Consider the following 16,358-nt stretch of genomic DNA (forward strand, 5'->3'; position numbering starts at 1 on the left):
TTAGAAGGGAGCGATAACCCCTTGTTGGACGTAAATAACTTTGATTCAATGCGTATAGGCCTGGCGTCACCGGAACAAATTCTCAAATGGTCACATGGTGAAGTAAAAAAACCAGAAACCATTAATTACCGTACACTAAAACCTGAACGCGATGGTTTGTTTTGTGAAAAGATTTTTGGACCAACTCGAGATTGGGAATGCCATTGCGGTAAATATAAGCGGATTCGCTATAAAGGTATTATCTGTGATCGATGTGGTGTGGAAGTAACTCGCTCCAAAGTCCGGCGTGATCGGATGGGACATATCGAATTAGCTGCTCCGGTGTCGCATATCTGGTATTTTAAAGGTATACCTAGTCGGATGGGACTCATTCTGGATGTCTCGCCCCGATCGCTGGAAAAAGTTTTATATTTTGCTTCCTATATTGTGCTTGATCCAGGCGATACGCCGCTTATGAAAAAACAACTCTTAAACGAAAATGAGTACAGAGAGCACCGCGACAAATATGGCAGTGCATTCAAGGTTGGTATGGGTGCGGAAGCTGTCAAAAAGCTGCTGGAAGAGCTAGATTTAGAGAAAATGAGTCGTGAACTTCGGCAGGAACTAAAAGAAGTAAGCGGACAGCGTAAAATCCGCGCGATTAGACGTCTGGAAGTTACAGAAGCCTTCCGAAAATCAGGGAATAGCCCGTCCTGGATGATTATGGATGTAGTCCCGGTCATTCCGCCGGAATTACGCCCTATGGTTCAGTTGGATGGCGGACGATTTGCCACTTCTGATTTAAATGACCTGTATCGCCGGGTAATTAACCGGAATAATCGCCTCAAGAGATTATTAGATTTAGGTGCGCCTGATATCATTGTTCGCAATGAAAAACGCATGTTGCAAGAAGCTGTTGATGCACTGATCGACAACGGTCGCCGCGGTCGTCCTGTCACCGGTCCAGGTAATCGTCCTTTAAAATCGTTAAGTGATATGCTTAAAGGTAAACAAGGTCGTTTCCGCCAAAACCTATTAGGCAAACGGGTTGACTATTCCGGACGTTCGGTAATCGTAGTTGGCCCAGAATTAAAACTCCACCAATGTGGTTTGCCTAAAGAGATGGCGCTGGAACTATTTAAGCCTTTTGTTATGAAAAAACTAGTTAATGCTGGTCATGCTCATAATATTAAAAGTGCTAAACGGATGGTGGAAAGGATCCGTCCTGAGGTTTGGGATGTGCTGGAAGAGGTTATTAAAGAACATCCAGTACTTTTAAACCGTGCACCGACCCTGCACAGACTTGGTATTCAAGCGTTTGAACCAGTATTATCAGAAGGCCGGGCCATTAAAATTCACCCATTGGTATGTACCGCCTATAATGCCGACTTTGACGGCGACCAAATGGCAGTACATGTACCATTGTCGGCAGAGGCTCAGGCCGAGGCCCGCATGCTTATGTTGTCAGCTCATAATATTCTATCAACAAAAGATGGCAGGCCGGTAGCTACGCCTACGCAGGATATGGTATTAGGTGCGTACTACCTGACAATTGAAAAAGATCCAGAGAATGGAAAGATCAGAGCCTTTTCTAGCTTAAATGAAGCGTTGCTGGCTTATCAGCATAAGGTTCTAGGTTTGCATGAAAAACTCAGAATGCGTTTAAAAGGCTATGGTTTGGTACATACCACATTAGGTCGAGTGATCTTTAATGAAGTATTGCCGCCAGAGCTCAGACATTATGTACAAGAGGATGATGGTTGGCATTTAGGCAAGCTGATGGACAAAAAACAGCTTGGTAAATTAGTGGCTGATTCCTACCAAACCTTTGGTAATGCTAAGACAGCGGTTGTATTAGATGCTGTAAAAAGCCTTGGTTTCCACTTTGCTTGCGTCGCCGGGATCACGATTGCAATCTCCGATATCAAAATCCCAGGTGCCAAGAAAGAAATTTTGGCGGCAGCCGAAATAAAGGTAGATACTATTGATAAACAGTACCGTCGCGGTTTGATTACCGATGATGAGCGCTATAAAAAGACCATTGATCTTTGGACTACGGCGACTGATGACGTTACCACAGCGCTTATGAATAGCCTGGACCGGTTCAATCCGGTTTACATGATGGCTAACTCTGGTGCCCGTGGTAATATTCAACAAATTCGTCAGTTGGCTGGTATGCGGGGTCTGATGGCTGATCCTTCCGGTCGAATCATTGACTTGCCGATTAAGGCTAACTTCCGTGAAGGTCTGACCGTATTAGAGTACTTTATCTCTACACATGGTGCACGTAAAGGTTTAGCAGATACTGCGCTCCGGACGGCTGACTCAGGCTATCTTACTCGCCGACTTGTTGATGTCGCCCAAGATGTCATTGTTCGCGAAGAGGACTGTGATGTTGTTGGACTTAACCTGGTGCGGGAACGGGCTCGGTTGGCTAAATCAAGTGCTGGCGCCATTGATATGTTGAAAGACAGCTTACTTGGCAGGGTTTTGGATCAGGACGTAATAGATCCCAAAACAGCAGATATACTCCTACCGCAAGGAACACTGCTTACAGAGGACGCCTTACGCCTAATTGGTGAAAATGGTGTACCAGAAATTATGATTGAAGGTCAAGCAGATGAAGTAGAAGAAGATGTTGGTCGTGCTGCTGCTGAAACCATTGTTCTTGGCGCACCAGAAGCGAAAGTACGTGCGGCTCTCAAAGAAGCTATGATTCGCGAAATGCTTGGGAAAAATACGACAGAGGCCATTAAAACCAGCGATGGTGTCGAACTTGTTCCAGCTGACACGCTATTTACCGAAGAGCATATTGAGGCTGTCTTAGCTAGTGCTGTTAAAGAAGTAAAAGTGCGAAATAATACTGTCCGAGGAATTCAAGTTGAGGCAATCACTGAAGGATCAGGTGTTATCGAGTCGCTTAAAGACCGAATCGTTGGTAGAATGGCGGCAGAAGACATTGTTGATCCAGCCACTGGTGAAACTATTGTCAAAATTAGTGACCTAATCACTGAGAATTTGGCTGATAAGGTTGTTAAAGTACGTGATAAGGTTTCTATCCGGTCAGTACTCACTTGTCGTTCCCGTTATGGTGTATGCATTAACTGCTATGGCCGTAACTTGGGTACAGGTCACATGGTTGATGTCGGTGAGGCTGTCGGCATTATTGCTGCTCAGTCTATCGGCGAGCCGGGTACACAGCTTACGATGAGAACCTTCCATACCGGCGGTGTTGCCGGTGATGATATTACCCAAGGTTTGCCGAGGGTAGAAGAATTGTTCGAGGCCCGTAAACCCAAACGGCAGGCCATTATTACTGAAGTTGACGGCAGGGTGGAAGTAAAAGAGATCAAAGGAATGCGCCGTGTCACTGTTTATCCGACAGATGCTTCCCTGGGTGAAGAACGTGTATACCCCGTACCGTATGGTGCCAGATTAATCGTCAGTGAAGGCCAAGTGGTTGATGCCGGCGATCGTCTGACTGAGGGTGCTGTCAATCCGCATGATATTTTGCGGGTTAGCGGGCTAAAAGCTACGCAGCGGTATTTGGTGTACGAAGTTCAAAAAGTATACAAATCCCAAGGTGTTGAAATTAATGATAAACACATTGAAGTTATGGTTCGTCAAATGCTCCATAAAGTCAAAGTGGAAGAAGCAGGCGACACTGATCTACTGCCAAGCGAATATATTGACTTGAATACTTTTGAAGAAGAAAATGCTAAGGCTATTGAAGCAGGTGGCGAGCCCGCTATAGCTAGACCTATTCTTCTTGGTATTACGAAAGCCTCGCTGGCTACTGATTCCTTCTTGTCGGCGGCTTCCTTCCAGGAGACCACACGCGTGCTTACTGAAGCGGCGATCAAAGGCAAGGTTGATCCACTACTGGGACTTAAAGAAAACGTTATTATTGGTAAACTTGTTCCGGCAGGTACCGGCATGAGTCGCTACCGTAATATTCGGCTAAAAAAAGTTGTTCCCGAATTAGTACCGGAAGAAATCCCTGGTGAATAAGCATAATAATTACTAGGTATAATAAGACTGGGAATGGTGTAAACCATTTCCAGTTTTATTATTATGAAACACCCGGTGCAGTGGTTATAAATATCCGCAGAAAATCTAATAGTTTATTGACATTTAGAAACTGAAATGATAATATATTAGAGTGTCTTGGAAATATTGCATTTTTCCGAAGGAGTTGGACGCCGTGAACAGCGAAGAATTGGAAACTTTTAGGAATGGCAAGAAAGCCATTGGTACTAAACAAACAGCGCGAGCTGTGGAAAAAGGTCTGGTTGCCAAGGTGTACCTTGGTACAGATGCTGACAGACGGGTAGTTGCACCACTTGCACTTCTATGTAACCAAAAAGAAGTCCAGATTGACGAACAGTCAACTATGATTGAGCTAGGAAAAGCTTGTGGTATTGAAGTAGCTGCTGCGGCTGTGGCATTGTTAAAATAGGTAAGTACTGGGACAAGTCGTTAATAATTTTACCCACTTGTTTGTCGGTGGTTGAAATTTTTAATAATAAATAACGAGATTGGGGAAGGAGGTGCGCTTAATAACATGCCAACAATTAATCAATTAGTGCGCAAAAATCGGGAGTCGCTGTTGCAAAAATCTACCGCTCCTGCACTTAAAGAATGTCCGCAAAAACGTGGTGTATGCACGAGGGTATATACAACTACTCCGAAGAAACCTAACTCTGCACTCCGTAAGGTTGCCCGTGTACGTTTAACCAATGGCATTGAAGTAACTGCCTACATCCCGGGTATTGGTCACAACTTGCAGGAACACTCGGTTGTACTTATCCGCGGTGGCAGGATAAAAGACTTGCCAGGTGTGCGTTATCACATTGTTCGTGGAGCTCTTGATACCGCTGGTGTTGCCAAGCGTGGTCATAGTCGCTCAAAATACGGTGCTAAAAAGGCCGTTGCTGCTAAAAAATAATCTAGATTTGCTGCAGAGTTTTGAAAGAAGGAGGGATACTGATGCCAAGAAAAGGTGCTGTTCCCAAGCGGGACGTATTACCGGATCCGGTATATAGCTCCAAGCTTGTAACAAGATTTATCAATAAAATTATGTTAGACGGCAAGAAAGGTGTTGCCGAAAACATTGTATATGATGCGTTTGAAGCCATTCGTGCCAAAACCGGCAAAGATCCAATGGAAGTGTTTGAAGTTGCACTAAAAAACGTTATGCCGGTTCTGGAAGTTCGTGCTCGCCGTGTAGGTGGCGCTAACTACCAAGTGCCTGTTGAAGTACGGCCTGATCGCAAAATGTCACTGGGTATTCGTTGGCTGGTTAACTATTCCCGCTTGCGCGGTGAAAAGACCATGTATGAAAGACTTGCTTCCGAGTTGATGGATGCTGCTAATAACACTGGTGCATCTGTTAAAAAACGTGAAGATACTCATAAGATGGCTGAAGCCAATAAGGCTTTTGCACATTATCGCTGGTAAAAATTCGAGGTTCGAGATTCGAAGTTCGAATTTCGATAAGAGGGTTGCGTAAGCAACCCGCTCTTAAAACGATATTCGAACAAGCGAATACACGAACTCACGATACTGAGGAGTGAAAATAGTGGCCCGAAAGTTTCCTCTAGAAAAGACGCGGAACATCGGTATTATGGCACATATAGACGCCGGCAAGACCACTACCACTGAACGCATTCTGTTTTATACCGGCAAAGTACACAAAATTGGCGAAGTACATGATGGCGCTGCGACTATGGACTGGATGGTGCAAGAGCAAGAAAGAGGTATCACTATTACCTCTGCGGCCACTACAGCCCAATGGGATGGGTATCGTATTAACATCATTGACACGCCAGGGCACGTGGACTTTACGGTTGAGGTAGAACGTTCGTTGCGTGTACTTGATGGCTCGGTTGCGGTCTTCTGTGCTAAAGGTGGCGTAGAACCACAATCTGAGACTGTATGGCGTCAAGCTGATAAATACAACGTTCCCCGTATGGCATATGTTAATAAAATGGACATCACCGGTGCGGATTTTTACCGGGTTGTCGATATGATGAAAAGTCGTCTTGGTGCTAATGCAGTGCCGCTCCAACTGCCTATCGGTTTTGAAGATACCTTCAAAGGCTTTGTTGACCTTATTGAAATGAAGGCTGTTGTTTATACCGATGATTTGGGCAAAGTAAGCGAAGCTGCTGATATACCAGAAGACATGGCTGAACATGTTGAAACGTTCCGCCAAGGACTGTTGGATGCTGTTGCTGAAAGCGACGACGAGCTTATGATGAAATACCTCGAAGGCGAAGAACTTTCTATCGAGGAGATCCAAACGGCTATCCGCAAAGCTACCATTGCCTGTAAAATGACACCGGTGCTGTGTGGATCATCTTACAAGAACAAAGGCGTACAACCGCTGCTGGATGCAGTAGTTGCCTATATGCCTGCGCCAACTGATATCCCCGCTATCAAGGGTGTTGATCCTGCGACTGGTGAGGAAGGTGAACGCGCAGCAGATGATAGTCTGCCATTTTCGGCATTGGCCTTCAAGATCATGGCTGATCCGTATGTTGGTAAACTGGCGTTCTTCCGGGTATATTCCGGTCAATTAGCTTCTGGCTCTTATGTGTATAACTCCACAAAAGGTAAACGTGAACGTATCGGCCGGATTTTGCAAATGCATGCTAATCACCGTGAAGAGATCGAAGTGGTTTATACCGGCGATATCGCTGCAGCAGTAGGCCTTAAAGATACTACCACTGGGGACACCCTTTGTGATGATAAAAACATCATTGTTCTTGAATCCATGGTCTTTCCTGACCCAGTTATTTCGATAGCTGTTGAACCTAAGACCAAAGCTGACCAAGAAAAAATGGGTATAGCCCTTAACCGCCTAGCAGAAGAAGATCCTACCTTCAAAATACGTACTGACCAGGAAACTGGCCAGACTATTATCTCAGGTATGGGCGAATTGCACTTAGATATTATTGTTGACCGGATGCTTAGAGAATTCAAGGTAGAATGTAATGTGGGTAAACCTCAGGTTGCTTACCGCGAAACTATCCGTAAGACTGTTAAATCTGAAGGTAAATTTGTTCGTCAGTCTGGTGGCCGTGGCCAATATGGTCATTGCTGGTTGGAAATTCAACCACTCGAACCAGGTGAAGGCTTTATCTTTGAAAACAAAGTTGTCGGTGGTGCTATTCCGAGAGAATACATTTCTCCGATTGAAGCTGGTGTCAAAGAAGCTATGGCAACTGGTGTATCGGCTGGATATCCGATGGTTGACATTAAGGTTACTGTGTATGATGGTTCATACCATGATGTTGACTCCTCGGAAATGGCCTTCAAAATTGCAGGTTCAATGGGCTTTAAAGCTGGTTGTACCAAAGCTGGCCCGGTTATTCTTGAACCGTATATGAAGGTCGAAGTTATAGTGCCTGAAGATTACATGGGCGATGTTATTGGTGATTTAAACTCCCGCCGTGGCCGCATCGAAGGCATGGAAGGACGTGCTGGTGCACAATCGATAAAATCGTTTGTACCACTTTCCGAAATGTTTGGCTACGCTACCGATCTGCGTTCAAAGACGCAAGGACGTGGCAATTACTCCATGGAATTTGATCATTATGAAGAAGTTCCTAAAAATATCGCCGAAGTTATCGCTGCTAAAAATAAGGGCGCATAACTCGCTCACTTACTTGCTTACCTAAAACTTTAAAGTAATAAACTTAGGAGGTAACACTCAAATGGCTAAGAAAAAGTTTGAAAGAAACAAACCGCATGTTAACATTGGTACTATCGGTCACGTTGACCATGGCAAAACTTCACTGACTGCTGCCATTACCATGACATTGGCAAAACACGGTGGCGCTGAGTTCATGGCCTATGACATGATCGACAAAGCACCAGAAGAAAGAGAACGCGGTATCACCATCAACACAGCTCACGTAGAATATGAGACTACTGCTCGTCACTATGCCCACGTGGATTGCCCAGGCCATGCTGACTATGTTAAAAACATGATCACTGGTGCAGCACAAATGGATGGTGCTATCCTGGTTGTATCGGCTGCTGACGGCCCGATGCCGCAAACCCGCGAACACATTTTGCTGTCCCGCCAAGTAGGCGTACCAGCTATGGTTGTCTTCTTAAACAAAGCCGACCTGGTTGATGACGCAGAACTGATGGAATTAGTAGAAATGGAAGTTCGTGAACTTCTCTCCAGCTATGAATTCCCAGGAGATGACATTCCTGTAGTATCAGGTTCGGCCGTAAAAGTACTTAACTGTGGTTGCGCGAAAGCTGATTGCGAATGGTGTGGCAAGATCCATGAACTAATGGCAAAAGTTGACGAGTACATTCCGACTCCGGAACGTGCTACCGACAAGCCTTTCCTAATGCCTGTGGAAGATGTGTTCACTATCACTGGCCGTGGCACAGTAGCTACAGGTCGTGTAGAGCGTGGCGCAGTAAAAGTAGGCGATACCATAGAAATCGTTGGCATGAGCGACAAACCGAAATCGACAGTAGTAACTGGCGTAGAAATGTTCCGGAAACTTCTTGATTCGGCAGTAGCAGGTGACAACATTGGTGCACTTTTAAGAGGTGTTGAGCGTAAAGAAATCGAGCGTGGCCAAGTATTGGCTAAGCCTGGTAGTATTAAACCGCACACCAAATTCAAATCCGAAGTATATGTATTGTCCAAAGAAGAAGGCGGCCGTCATACCCCGTTCTTTAACGGCTATCGTCCGCAGTTCTACTTTAGAACAACCGACGTAACTGGTGTTGTTACTCTGCCAGAAGGCGTAGAAATGGTAATGCCTGGCGACAACATCCAAATGAGCATAGCGCTTATTACCCCAATCGCTATCGAAGAAGGTCTGCGTTTCGCTATTCGTGAAGGCGGCCGTACAGTAGGCGCTGGTGTTGTAACTGCTGTTGAAGAATAATCCCTTTTTGTAACATAATATCTGGCAAGGGCGGCGTTCGCCGCCTCTACCAGGGTATTGACCGGCGATGACGTGGAAGGTGGCCCGCACGCGCGGGGAAATTTCCACCGAGAATGTCTGTTCAGAGAAACAGGGCGATAAGGAGGAATAAATAAATGGCTAAACAACAAAAAATCAGAATCCGCCTTAAGGCATATGACCACAAGGCGCTTGACCAAAGTGCGGCCAAGATTGTTGAAACCGCAAAACGTACAGGCGCAATGGTTTCTGGGCCTATTCCGCTTCCTACAGAAAAAAATATTTTTACTATTTTGCGTTCACCCCATGTCAACAAAGACTCCCGCGAACAATTTGAAATGCGGACCCATAAACGTCTTATTGACATCTTAGAGCCGACCCCCAAGACGGTAGATGCATTAATGCGTCTCGACTTGCCGGCTGGTGTGGACATCGAAATCAAGCTGTAGAGGAGGTGCGATAATATGGCTAAAGGAATTTTAGGAAAAAAACTGGGCATGACCCAAATCTTTACGGCTGAGGGTAGAGTTATTCCGGTTACTGTTATTGAAGCCGGTCCCAATGTCGTAGTGCAAAACAAGACAGTTGAAAATGATGGCTACAATGCAGTGCAGCTTGGATTTGGCGCTGTTAAAGAGAAAAAGGTTAACAAACCTATGCAGGGCCACTTTGCTAAGGCCAACGTTAAAGCGGTGAAGTTTATCCGTGAAATGCGTCTGCCTGGAGCCTCTGAATATACAGTAGGTCAAGTTCTTAGTGCTGATGTTTTCAGCGAAGGTGAACTTATTGATGTAACCGGTACTGCTAAAGGCAAAGGTTTTGCTGGCACAATTAAACGCCACAACTTTGCATGCGGACCTATGGGCCACGGCTCTAAATCCCATCGTGAACCAGGAACTATTGGTTCCCGGATGAGCGGCGGCGGCGGTAAAGTATTTAAAGGTAAGAAACTTCCAGGTCGTATGGGCGGACAAAAAGTCACCGTACAACGCCTGCAAGTGGTTCGTGTTGATGTACCTCGCAACCTTTTGCTTGTAAAAGGTGCTGTTCCCGGACCTAAAGGTAGTTTCGTGATTGTTAAAAATACAGTAAAACCCAATAAGTAATCGCAGCTTGCAACTTTGCGATTTGTCGTAGAGTGCAGGTTGCGAGCATCGAAAGGAGGATGTGCTATATGCCGAAAGTGGCAGTATATGATATGACCGGAGCAAAAACCGGTGAAGAAATAGAGCTTAATGATAGCATATTTGGCGTAGAAATAAATGAAGCCGTTGTTCATCAGGCAGTTGTTATGCAGCTGGCAAGCCAGCGTCAAGGCACTCACGCAAGTAAGACCAGAGCTATGGTACGTGGTGGCGGCAGAAAACCCTGGAAGCAAAAAGGTACTGGCCGAGCACGAGCTGGGTCTATCCGTTCTCCATTATTTGTAGGTGGCGGTGTAGCGTTTGGACCACATCCACGCAGCTACAAGTTCAGTATGCCTCGTAAAGCTCGCCGTTTAGCAATTAAATCGGCACTGACCGCCAAGGTCAACGATGGTGAATTACTGATAGTTGAAAGTATTAACTTTGCTGAGCCAAAAACTAAAGATGTAGTAAATTTCCTTGGTAATTTTGAGGCGCCAGCAAAAGCTTTGATTATTACTGCTGATAATGATGAAAATGTTGCAAAATCGTCCCGCAATATTCCTGGTGTAAAAGCTATTGGAACTATTGGACTGAATGTTTTTGACCTTCTTCACCATGACAAAGTGCTAGTAACTAAAGAAGCAGTCGCCAAGATTGAGGAGGTGCTGGCATAATGGCAAATCCACGCGACATTCTCCTCAGACCATATATTACTGAAAAAACTAATGCAATGATGGCTGAGAACAAATATACGTTTATTGTGCCGCTTACAGCCAATAAAGTTGAAGTTCGTCAAGCTGTTGAGCAAATCTTCAAAGTAAAAGTTCTTGACGTCAATACCATTCGGGTTATGGGTAAAACCAAACGTATGGGCAAGAACATTGGCAAACGTTCGGACTTCAAAAAAGCCATTGTAAAATTGGCTGCCGGCGAGCGCATAGAATTCTTTGAAGGTGTATAACCAAATTCTCTAAAAAGGAGGGGCATACATGCCAGTTAAAAGTTTTAAACCATACGCTCCTGGCAGAAGATTTATGACGGTAGCCGATTTTTCGGATATTACCTCAGATCGTCCCGAGCGTTCCCTTACCGAGCGTCTGCAAAAGCACGCCGGTCGTAACCAACAAGGTCGTTTAACTGTTCGTCATCAAGGCGGTGGACATAAGCGTCTATACCGTGTTATTGACTTCAAACGCAATAAAGATGGCGTTCCTGCAAACGTTGCTACCATTGAATATGATCCAAATCGTTCAGCACGGATTGCTCTCTTAAACTATGCTGATGGCGAAAAACGTTATATTCTTGCTCCTAACGGTCTTAAAGTAGGCGATACCATAATGAGCGGCCCCGAGGCTGATATCAAAGTGGGCAATGCCTTGCCTTTTAAAAATATTCCGGTAGGTACTCAAGTTCATAACATTGAAATGAAAATCGGCAAAGGTGGCCAATTGGTTCGTTCTGCTGGTGCATCTGCTCAGCTTATGGCTAAAGAAGGCAGCCACGCACTGCTCCGTTTGCCATCTGGCGAACTTAGAAAAGTTCATATTAACTGCCGGGCTACTATTGGTCAGGTAGGCAATCTTGAACACGAAAACATCACTATTGGTAAAGCTGGCCGTTCTCGTTGGTTGGGCATTCGTCCTGCTAACCGCGGTGTTGCGATGAACCCATGTGACCATCCACACGGTGGTGGCGAAGGCCGTTCCCCTGTTGGACGTAAGCATCCGGTTACTCCATGGGGTAAATGCGCTATGGGTGCTATAACCCGTACAAAGAAAGCTTCTGATAAATTGATCGTTAAGAGACGTAGTTCAAGGCAGACGACAGGCCGATAAGTCGAGGTTTGAATGTTCGTGGGATGAGCCAATAGTGCAAAATCACGAATGAACGAACCCGCGAACGTAGCGAAAGGAGGCTATTTTAGGTGTCAAGATCAATTAAAAAAGGGCCTTATGTGCATGCAAGTTTGACTAAGAAGATTGGTGCGCTTAATGCTACTAATGATAAAAAAGTTATTAAAACCTGGTCCCGCAGCTCGACCATCCTGCCTACCTTTATCGGACACACCATCGCTGTGCATGATGGCCGCAAGCATGTACCAGTATATTGTACCGAAGATATGGTAGGACACAAATTGGGCGAATTCGCGCCAACCCGGACATATAAAGGCCACAGCGGTTCTGAACGGTCTACCGGGGTAAAATAATACGCTTAGCAAAAATCCGGGAACTGTAACCGGAAGGGGGTTTAAATAATGGAAGCTAAAGCAATTGCCAGACACATTCGTATTGCTCCCCGCAAAATCCGCATTGTTATTGACTTAATCCGCGGCAAGAACGTGGGCGAAGCTTTTGCAATACTAAAATTCACTCCGAAAGTCGGGGCTGAAGTCTTGGAAAAAGTGCTCAAATCGGCTATCGCCAACGCTGAGCACAACTGTGATTTGAATGCTGATGCTCTTTATATATCACAAGCCTTTGTTGATCAAGGGCCAACATTAAAGCGTATTCATCCGCGCTCACGCGGCCAGGCATTCAAAATCCTAAAACGTACCAGCCACGTAACATTGGTTGTTAAAGAGAGATAAACTAAGGTCGAAGGAGGGAAAATTAGTGGGTCAAAAAGTTAATCCGCATGGTCTTCGCCTTGGCGTTATCAAGACTTGGGACGCAAAATGGTATGCCGATAAAGACTATGCTAAAAACCTGCATGAAGATATTAAAATCCGTAAAATGCTAAAAGAAAAACTTTACACTTCGAATGTGTCGCAAATCATTATTGAGCGTGCGGCAAATAGGGTGAAAGTTACTATTCACACCTCTAAACCTGGTATGGTTATTGGTCGTGGTGGCAGCGGAATTGAAAATATTAAGAAATGGCTCAAACAGCTTACCAGTAAAGTCATCGATGTTAACATCGCTGAAATTAAGCAGGCCGAGCTTGATGCCACTTTAGTTGCTGAAAATATTGCTGCTCAGCTCGAAAAGCGTATTGCTTTCCGTCGGGCGATGAAACAGTCAGTAACTCGTACTATGCGTATGGGGGCCCAAGGGATCAAAATTACGTGTGGCGGTCGATTGGGCGGAGCTGAAATTGCCCGTACCGAAAGCTACCGTGAAGGAAGTATTCCTCTTCATACATTGCGTGCCGACATTGATTATGGCACAGCCGAAGCTGCTACCACCTATGGTCGTATTGGCGTAAAAGTTTGGATTTATAAAGGTGAAATTTTGCCTGAAGCCAAGAAAACTGTTGTCGCCGCTGCCGCCATTGAAGGGGGCGAATAATAATGCTTATTCCAAAAAGAGTAAAACATCGCAAACAATTCCGTGGTCGTATGACTGGTAAAGCCACTAAAGGCATTACTGTTTCCCATGGTGAGTTCGGACTAGTTGCGCTTGAACCGGCTTGGATTTCCAACCGTCAAATTGAGGCAGCCCGTATTGCCATGACCCGTTACATTAAACGGGGCGGTAAAGTTTGGATAAAAATATTCCCAGATAAACCAATTACTGCAAAGCCAGCCGAAACTCGCATGGGTAGTGGTAAAGGCTCACCAGAATATTGGGTAGCTGTTGTTAAACCTGGTCGTGTAATGTTTGAAATGGACGGCGTGCCTGAAGAAGTAGCGCGTGAAGCGATGCGTCTTGCTGCTCACAAGCTGCCTATTAAAACCAAGTTCGTTACGCGGGAGGATACCGCGAACTTGGATATGGACGCACCAGGTGCTAATGCTAAAGCGGGTGGTGAAGTAAATGAAGGCTAATGATATCCGCGAAATGAGTGCCGCCGAACTTGACCAAAATTTAAACAAACTGAAAGAAGAGTTGTTTAACTTACGGTTCCAACATGCCACCGGTCAACTGGACAACCCAATGCGGATTCCTGCCGTCAAGAAAACAATTGCCCGCATTAAAACTGTTCAGCGTCAACGTGAACTTAAAGCTCAGTAAGTAAGGGCAGTATGCAAGTGAGTATGAAGGGAGGCAATGTAAGTGACCGTTGAAAGAAACGAGCGCAAGGCCCGTATCGGTAAAGTAGTAAGCGATAAAATGGAAAAAACAGTAGTAGTAGCGGTTGAACGCTTAGTACGGCATCCGCTGTATCATAAATCAATTAAACAAACTGTTAAATTTAAAGCCCATGATGAGAATAACGAAAGCCATATTGGTGATACCGTTAAAATCATGGAAACTCGTCCACTATCTAAGGAAAAACGGTGGCGTGTAGTAGAAGTTCTCGAAAAAGCGAAATAATACTAGCGCATCGTTGCAAATATGCTTCTAACGCTCAAGATGCTAAGTAAGCATCGAGCCGCATAAGGAAGGAGGATAAGCACTATGATTCAACAACAGACTATCATGAATGTTGCTGACAATACTGGCGCGAAGCAGATTATGTGCATCCGCGTAATGGGTGGTTCCTACCGCCGCTATGCCAACATTGGTGATGTTATCGTGGCAGCTGTTAAAGATGCTACACCCGGTGGCGTTGTCAAGAAAGGCGATGTAGTTAAAGCCGTTGTTGTTCGTACCCGTAAAGGACTGCGCCGTCCGGATGGTTCTTATATCCGGTTTGACGAGAATGCTGCAGTTGTTATAAAAGATGATAAAAGCCCGAGAGGTACACGGATATTTGGACCTGTAGCACGCGAGCTCAGGGACAAAGATTTCATGAAAATTATCTCGCTGGCGCCGGAAGTTATCTAGATTAAGGAGGTGTCCGGAGTGTCCGAAGCCCAAAAATTGCATGTTAAAAAAGGCGATAAAGTAGTTGTATTGTCAGGTAAAGATAAAGGCAAACAAGGCAAAATTGTGGAGGCTCTGCCTAAAAAAGGCAAAGTTGTTGTAGAAGGCGTAAACAAAGTAAAACGTCATACAAAACCCAGCCAGAAGGCGCCCCAAGGCGGCATTATGGTAAAAGAAGCTGCTCTAGCTTCGGCCAAAGTTATGCTGGTATGTCCTGCTTGCGACAAACCTACACGCATCAAAAAAACACAATTAAGTAGCGGCGCATTTGCACGTGCGTGCAAAAAATGCGGCGAAGTTATTGATAAAGATAAGTAAAACCACTCTTTCCTGAAAGGAGGTTAACTCATGGCTACAAGACTGAAAGAAAAATATAAAAATGAAGTAGCGCAAGCGATGATGCAAAAGTTTGGCTACAAAAATGTTATGGAGATTCCTAAAGTCGAGAAAGTAATCATTAATATGGGTGTTGGTGAAGCTGTAGGCAATCCCAAAGTTCTTGATGCAGCGGTAAGTGATATGACGCTCATTGCCGGTCAAAAGCCGGTTGTAACTAGAGCAAAAAAATCAATTGCTGCATTCAAAATCCGTGAGGGTATGCCAATCGGTGCCAAAGTTACCATGCGTGGAGAACGGATGTATCAATTTCTTGATAAACTGATCAACATTTCGTTACCGCGGGTTCGAGATTTCCGCGGTATAAGCCCCAAATCCTTTGATGGACGCGGTAACTATACGCTCGGTATCAAAGAACAACTGATTTTCCCCGAAATTGAGTATGATAAAGTTGATAAAATTCGCGGTATGGAGATAATCGTTGTTACCACCGCAAAAACTGATGAAGAAGCTAGAGAACTGTTAAGACTGATGGGTATGCCATTCAGCGCATAACTTTCTATGAATAGTCGGTAACAGTTTAAACAAAGGAGGGAATTCGGTGGCCAAAAAATCTTTGATTGAAAAATGGAAAAACGAGCCTAAGTTTAAAGTGCAAAAATACAATCGTTGTAAAATCTGCGGTCGTCCGCACGGATATATGCGTAAATTTGAAATGTGCCGGATTTGTTTCCGGGAACTGAGCTACAAAGGCGCCATTCCTGGAGTAACCAAGGCCAGCTGGTAGTAGCAGCAACATATAGGAAGGGGGTTCTGAACCATGGTAATGACCGATCCGATTGCCGATCTGCTGACTCGCATTCGCAATGCCAACTCGGTTTATCACGATAAAGTCGAAATTCCGGCATCTAAAATCAAACAAGCCGTAGTACAAATTCTAAAAGACGAAGGTTTTGTTAGAGACTACGACCTGATTGCTGATGACAAACAAGGAATGCTTCGGGTAAGTTTAAAATACGGCCCGAACCGCGAAAAAGTAATTACAGGGATTAAGCGTATTTCCAAGCCAGGTCTTCGCGTATATGCAAAGAAAGAACAATTGCCACGCGTACTGGGAGGTCTCGGAATTGCGATTATCTCGACATCTAAAGGCATTATGAGCGATAAAGTCGCACGCAAAGAAGGTCTAGGCGGCGAAGTACTCGCATACGTCTGGTAGTCTAGTA

The 16,358-nt window shown here is 45.0% G+C and carries 22 protein-coding genes; all 22 read left to right on the forward strand.

Going from position 1 to position 16,358, the window contains the following annotated elements:
- Positions 1-21: 21 nt before the first annotated feature.
- The 22 genes from rpoC (at position 22) to rpsH (ending at position 16,351) form a co-directional block, all read left to right on the forward strand.
- Entirely contained in the window at positions 22-3,990 is a 3,969-nt protein-coding gene (gene rpoC / locus ACZ449_RS24915; protein ID WP_464258725.1) for a DNA-directed RNA polymerase subunit beta', read from the forward strand.
- 193 nt (positions 3,991-4,183) lie between these two features.
- Positions 4,184-4,438, forward strand: coding sequence for a L7Ae/L30e/S12e/Gadd45 family ribosomal protein (locus ACZ449_RS24920; RefSeq protein WP_464258726.1), 255 nt, complete (start codon positions 4,184-4,186; stop codon positions 4,436-4,438).
- 105 nt (positions 4,439-4,543) lie between these two features.
- The gene (gene rpsL, locus ACZ449_RS24925; RefSeq protein WP_464258727.1) at positions 4,544-4,927 is read left to right on the forward strand and encodes a 30S ribosomal protein S12; all 384 of its coding nucleotides are present in this window, start codon (positions 4,544-4,546) and stop codon (positions 4,925-4,927) included.
- Positions 4,928-4,968: 41 nt separating this feature from the next.
- Positions 4,969-5,439, forward strand: coding sequence for a 30S ribosomal protein S7 (gene rpsG / locus ACZ449_RS24930; RefSeq protein WP_464258728.1), 471 nt, complete (start codon positions 4,969-4,971; stop codon positions 5,437-5,439).
- A 121-nt stretch (positions 5,440-5,560) separates the two neighbouring features.
- Positions 5,561-7,639, forward strand: coding sequence for an elongation factor G (fusA, locus tag ACZ449_RS24935; RefSeq protein ID WP_464258729.1), 2,079 nt, complete (start codon positions 5,561-5,563; stop codon positions 7,637-7,639).
- A gap of 61 nt (positions 7,640-7,700) precedes the next feature.
- Entirely contained in the window at positions 7,701-8,903 is a 1,203-nt protein-coding gene (gene tuf / locus ACZ449_RS24940; RefSeq protein WP_464258716.1) for an elongation factor Tu, read from the forward strand.
- Positions 8,904-9,058: 155 nt separating this feature from the next.
- Complete coding sequence (rpsJ, locus tag ACZ449_RS24945) at positions 9,059-9,370, forward strand: 30S ribosomal protein S10 (protein WP_021168692.1); 312 nt, start codon at positions 9,059-9,061, stop codon at positions 9,368-9,370.
- A 15-nt stretch (positions 9,371-9,385) separates the two neighbouring features.
- Complete coding sequence (rplC, locus tag ACZ449_RS24950; RefSeq protein ID WP_464258730.1) at positions 9,386-10,027, forward strand: 50S ribosomal protein L3; 642 nt, start codon at positions 9,386-9,388, stop codon at positions 10,025-10,027.
- A 68-nt stretch (positions 10,028-10,095) separates the two neighbouring features.
- Entirely contained in the window at positions 10,096-10,722 is a 627-nt protein-coding gene (gene rplD / locus ACZ449_RS24955; protein WP_464258731.1) for a 50S ribosomal protein L4, read from the forward strand.
- Positions 10,722-11,009 (forward strand): 50S ribosomal protein L23, encoded by a 288-nt coding sequence (gene rplW / locus ACZ449_RS24960; protein WP_464258732.1) that lies wholly within the window; start codon positions 10,722-10,724, stop codon positions 11,007-11,009. The genes rplD and rplW overlap by 1 nt, the downstream gene beginning before the upstream one ends.
- 28 nt (positions 11,010-11,037) lie before the next feature.
- Complete coding sequence (gene rplB / locus ACZ449_RS24965; protein WP_464258733.1) at positions 11,038-11,883, forward strand: 50S ribosomal protein L2; 846 nt, start codon at positions 11,038-11,040, stop codon at positions 11,881-11,883.
- Positions 11,884-11,972: 89 nt separating this feature from the next.
- Complete coding sequence (rpsS, locus tag ACZ449_RS24970) at positions 11,973-12,254, forward strand: 30S ribosomal protein S19 (protein ID WP_464258734.1); 282 nt, start codon at positions 11,973-11,975, stop codon at positions 12,252-12,254.
- Between the two features lie 48 nt (positions 12,255-12,302).
- Positions 12,303-12,635 carry a 50S ribosomal protein L22 gene (gene rplV, locus ACZ449_RS24975; RefSeq protein ID WP_464258735.1) on the forward strand — a complete coding sequence of 111 codons (333 nt, stop codon included), beginning with the start codon at positions 12,303-12,305 and terminating at the stop codon, positions 12,633-12,635.
- Positions 12,636-12,660: 25 nt separating this feature from the next.
- Complete coding sequence (gene rpsC, locus ACZ449_RS24980; RefSeq protein WP_464258736.1) at positions 12,661-13,335, forward strand: 30S ribosomal protein S3; 675 nt, start codon at positions 12,661-12,663, stop codon at positions 13,333-13,335.
- 2 nt (positions 13,336-13,337) lie between these two features.
- On the forward strand, positions 13,338-13,814 hold the full coding sequence (gene rplP / locus ACZ449_RS24985) for a 50S ribosomal protein L16 (protein WP_464258737.1): 477 nt from the start codon (positions 13,338-13,340) through the stop codon (positions 13,812-13,814).
- Entirely contained in the window at positions 13,804-14,001 is a 198-nt protein-coding gene (gene rpmC / locus ACZ449_RS24990; protein ID WP_021168701.1) for a 50S ribosomal protein L29, read from the forward strand. The genes rplP and rpmC overlap by 11 nt, the downstream gene beginning before the upstream one ends.
- 42 nt (positions 14,002-14,043) lie before the next feature.
- Positions 14,044-14,304, forward strand: coding sequence for a 30S ribosomal protein S17 (gene rpsQ / locus ACZ449_RS24995; protein ID WP_464258738.1), 261 nt, complete (start codon positions 14,044-14,046; stop codon positions 14,302-14,304).
- 84 nt (positions 14,305-14,388) lie between these two features.
- Entirely contained in the window at positions 14,389-14,757 is a 369-nt protein-coding gene (rplN, locus tag ACZ449_RS25000) for a 50S ribosomal protein L14 (protein ID WP_464258739.1), read from the forward strand.
- 18 nt (positions 14,758-14,775) lie between these two features.
- Positions 14,776-15,114, forward strand: coding sequence for a 50S ribosomal protein L24 (rplX, locus tag ACZ449_RS25005; protein ID WP_464258740.1), 339 nt, complete (start codon positions 14,776-14,778; stop codon positions 15,112-15,114).
- A 30-nt stretch (positions 15,115-15,144) separates the two neighbouring features.
- Positions 15,145-15,687 (forward strand): 50S ribosomal protein L5, encoded by a 543-nt coding sequence (rplE, locus tag ACZ449_RS25010; RefSeq protein WP_464258741.1) that lies wholly within the window; start codon positions 15,145-15,147, stop codon positions 15,685-15,687.
- 46 nt (positions 15,688-15,733) lie between these two features.
- Complete coding sequence (locus tag ACZ449_RS25015) at positions 15,734-15,919, forward strand: type Z 30S ribosomal protein S14 (protein ID WP_464258742.1); 186 nt, start codon at positions 15,734-15,736, stop codon at positions 15,917-15,919.
- Between the two features lie 33 nt (positions 15,920-15,952).
- Positions 15,953-16,351 (forward strand): 30S ribosomal protein S8, encoded by a 399-nt coding sequence (gene rpsH, locus ACZ449_RS25020; RefSeq protein ID WP_464258743.1) that lies wholly within the window; start codon positions 15,953-15,955, stop codon positions 16,349-16,351.
- Positions 16,352-16,358: the final 7 nt, after the last annotated feature.

It is taken from the genome of Desulfosporomusa polytropa (genome assembly GCF_055380075.1).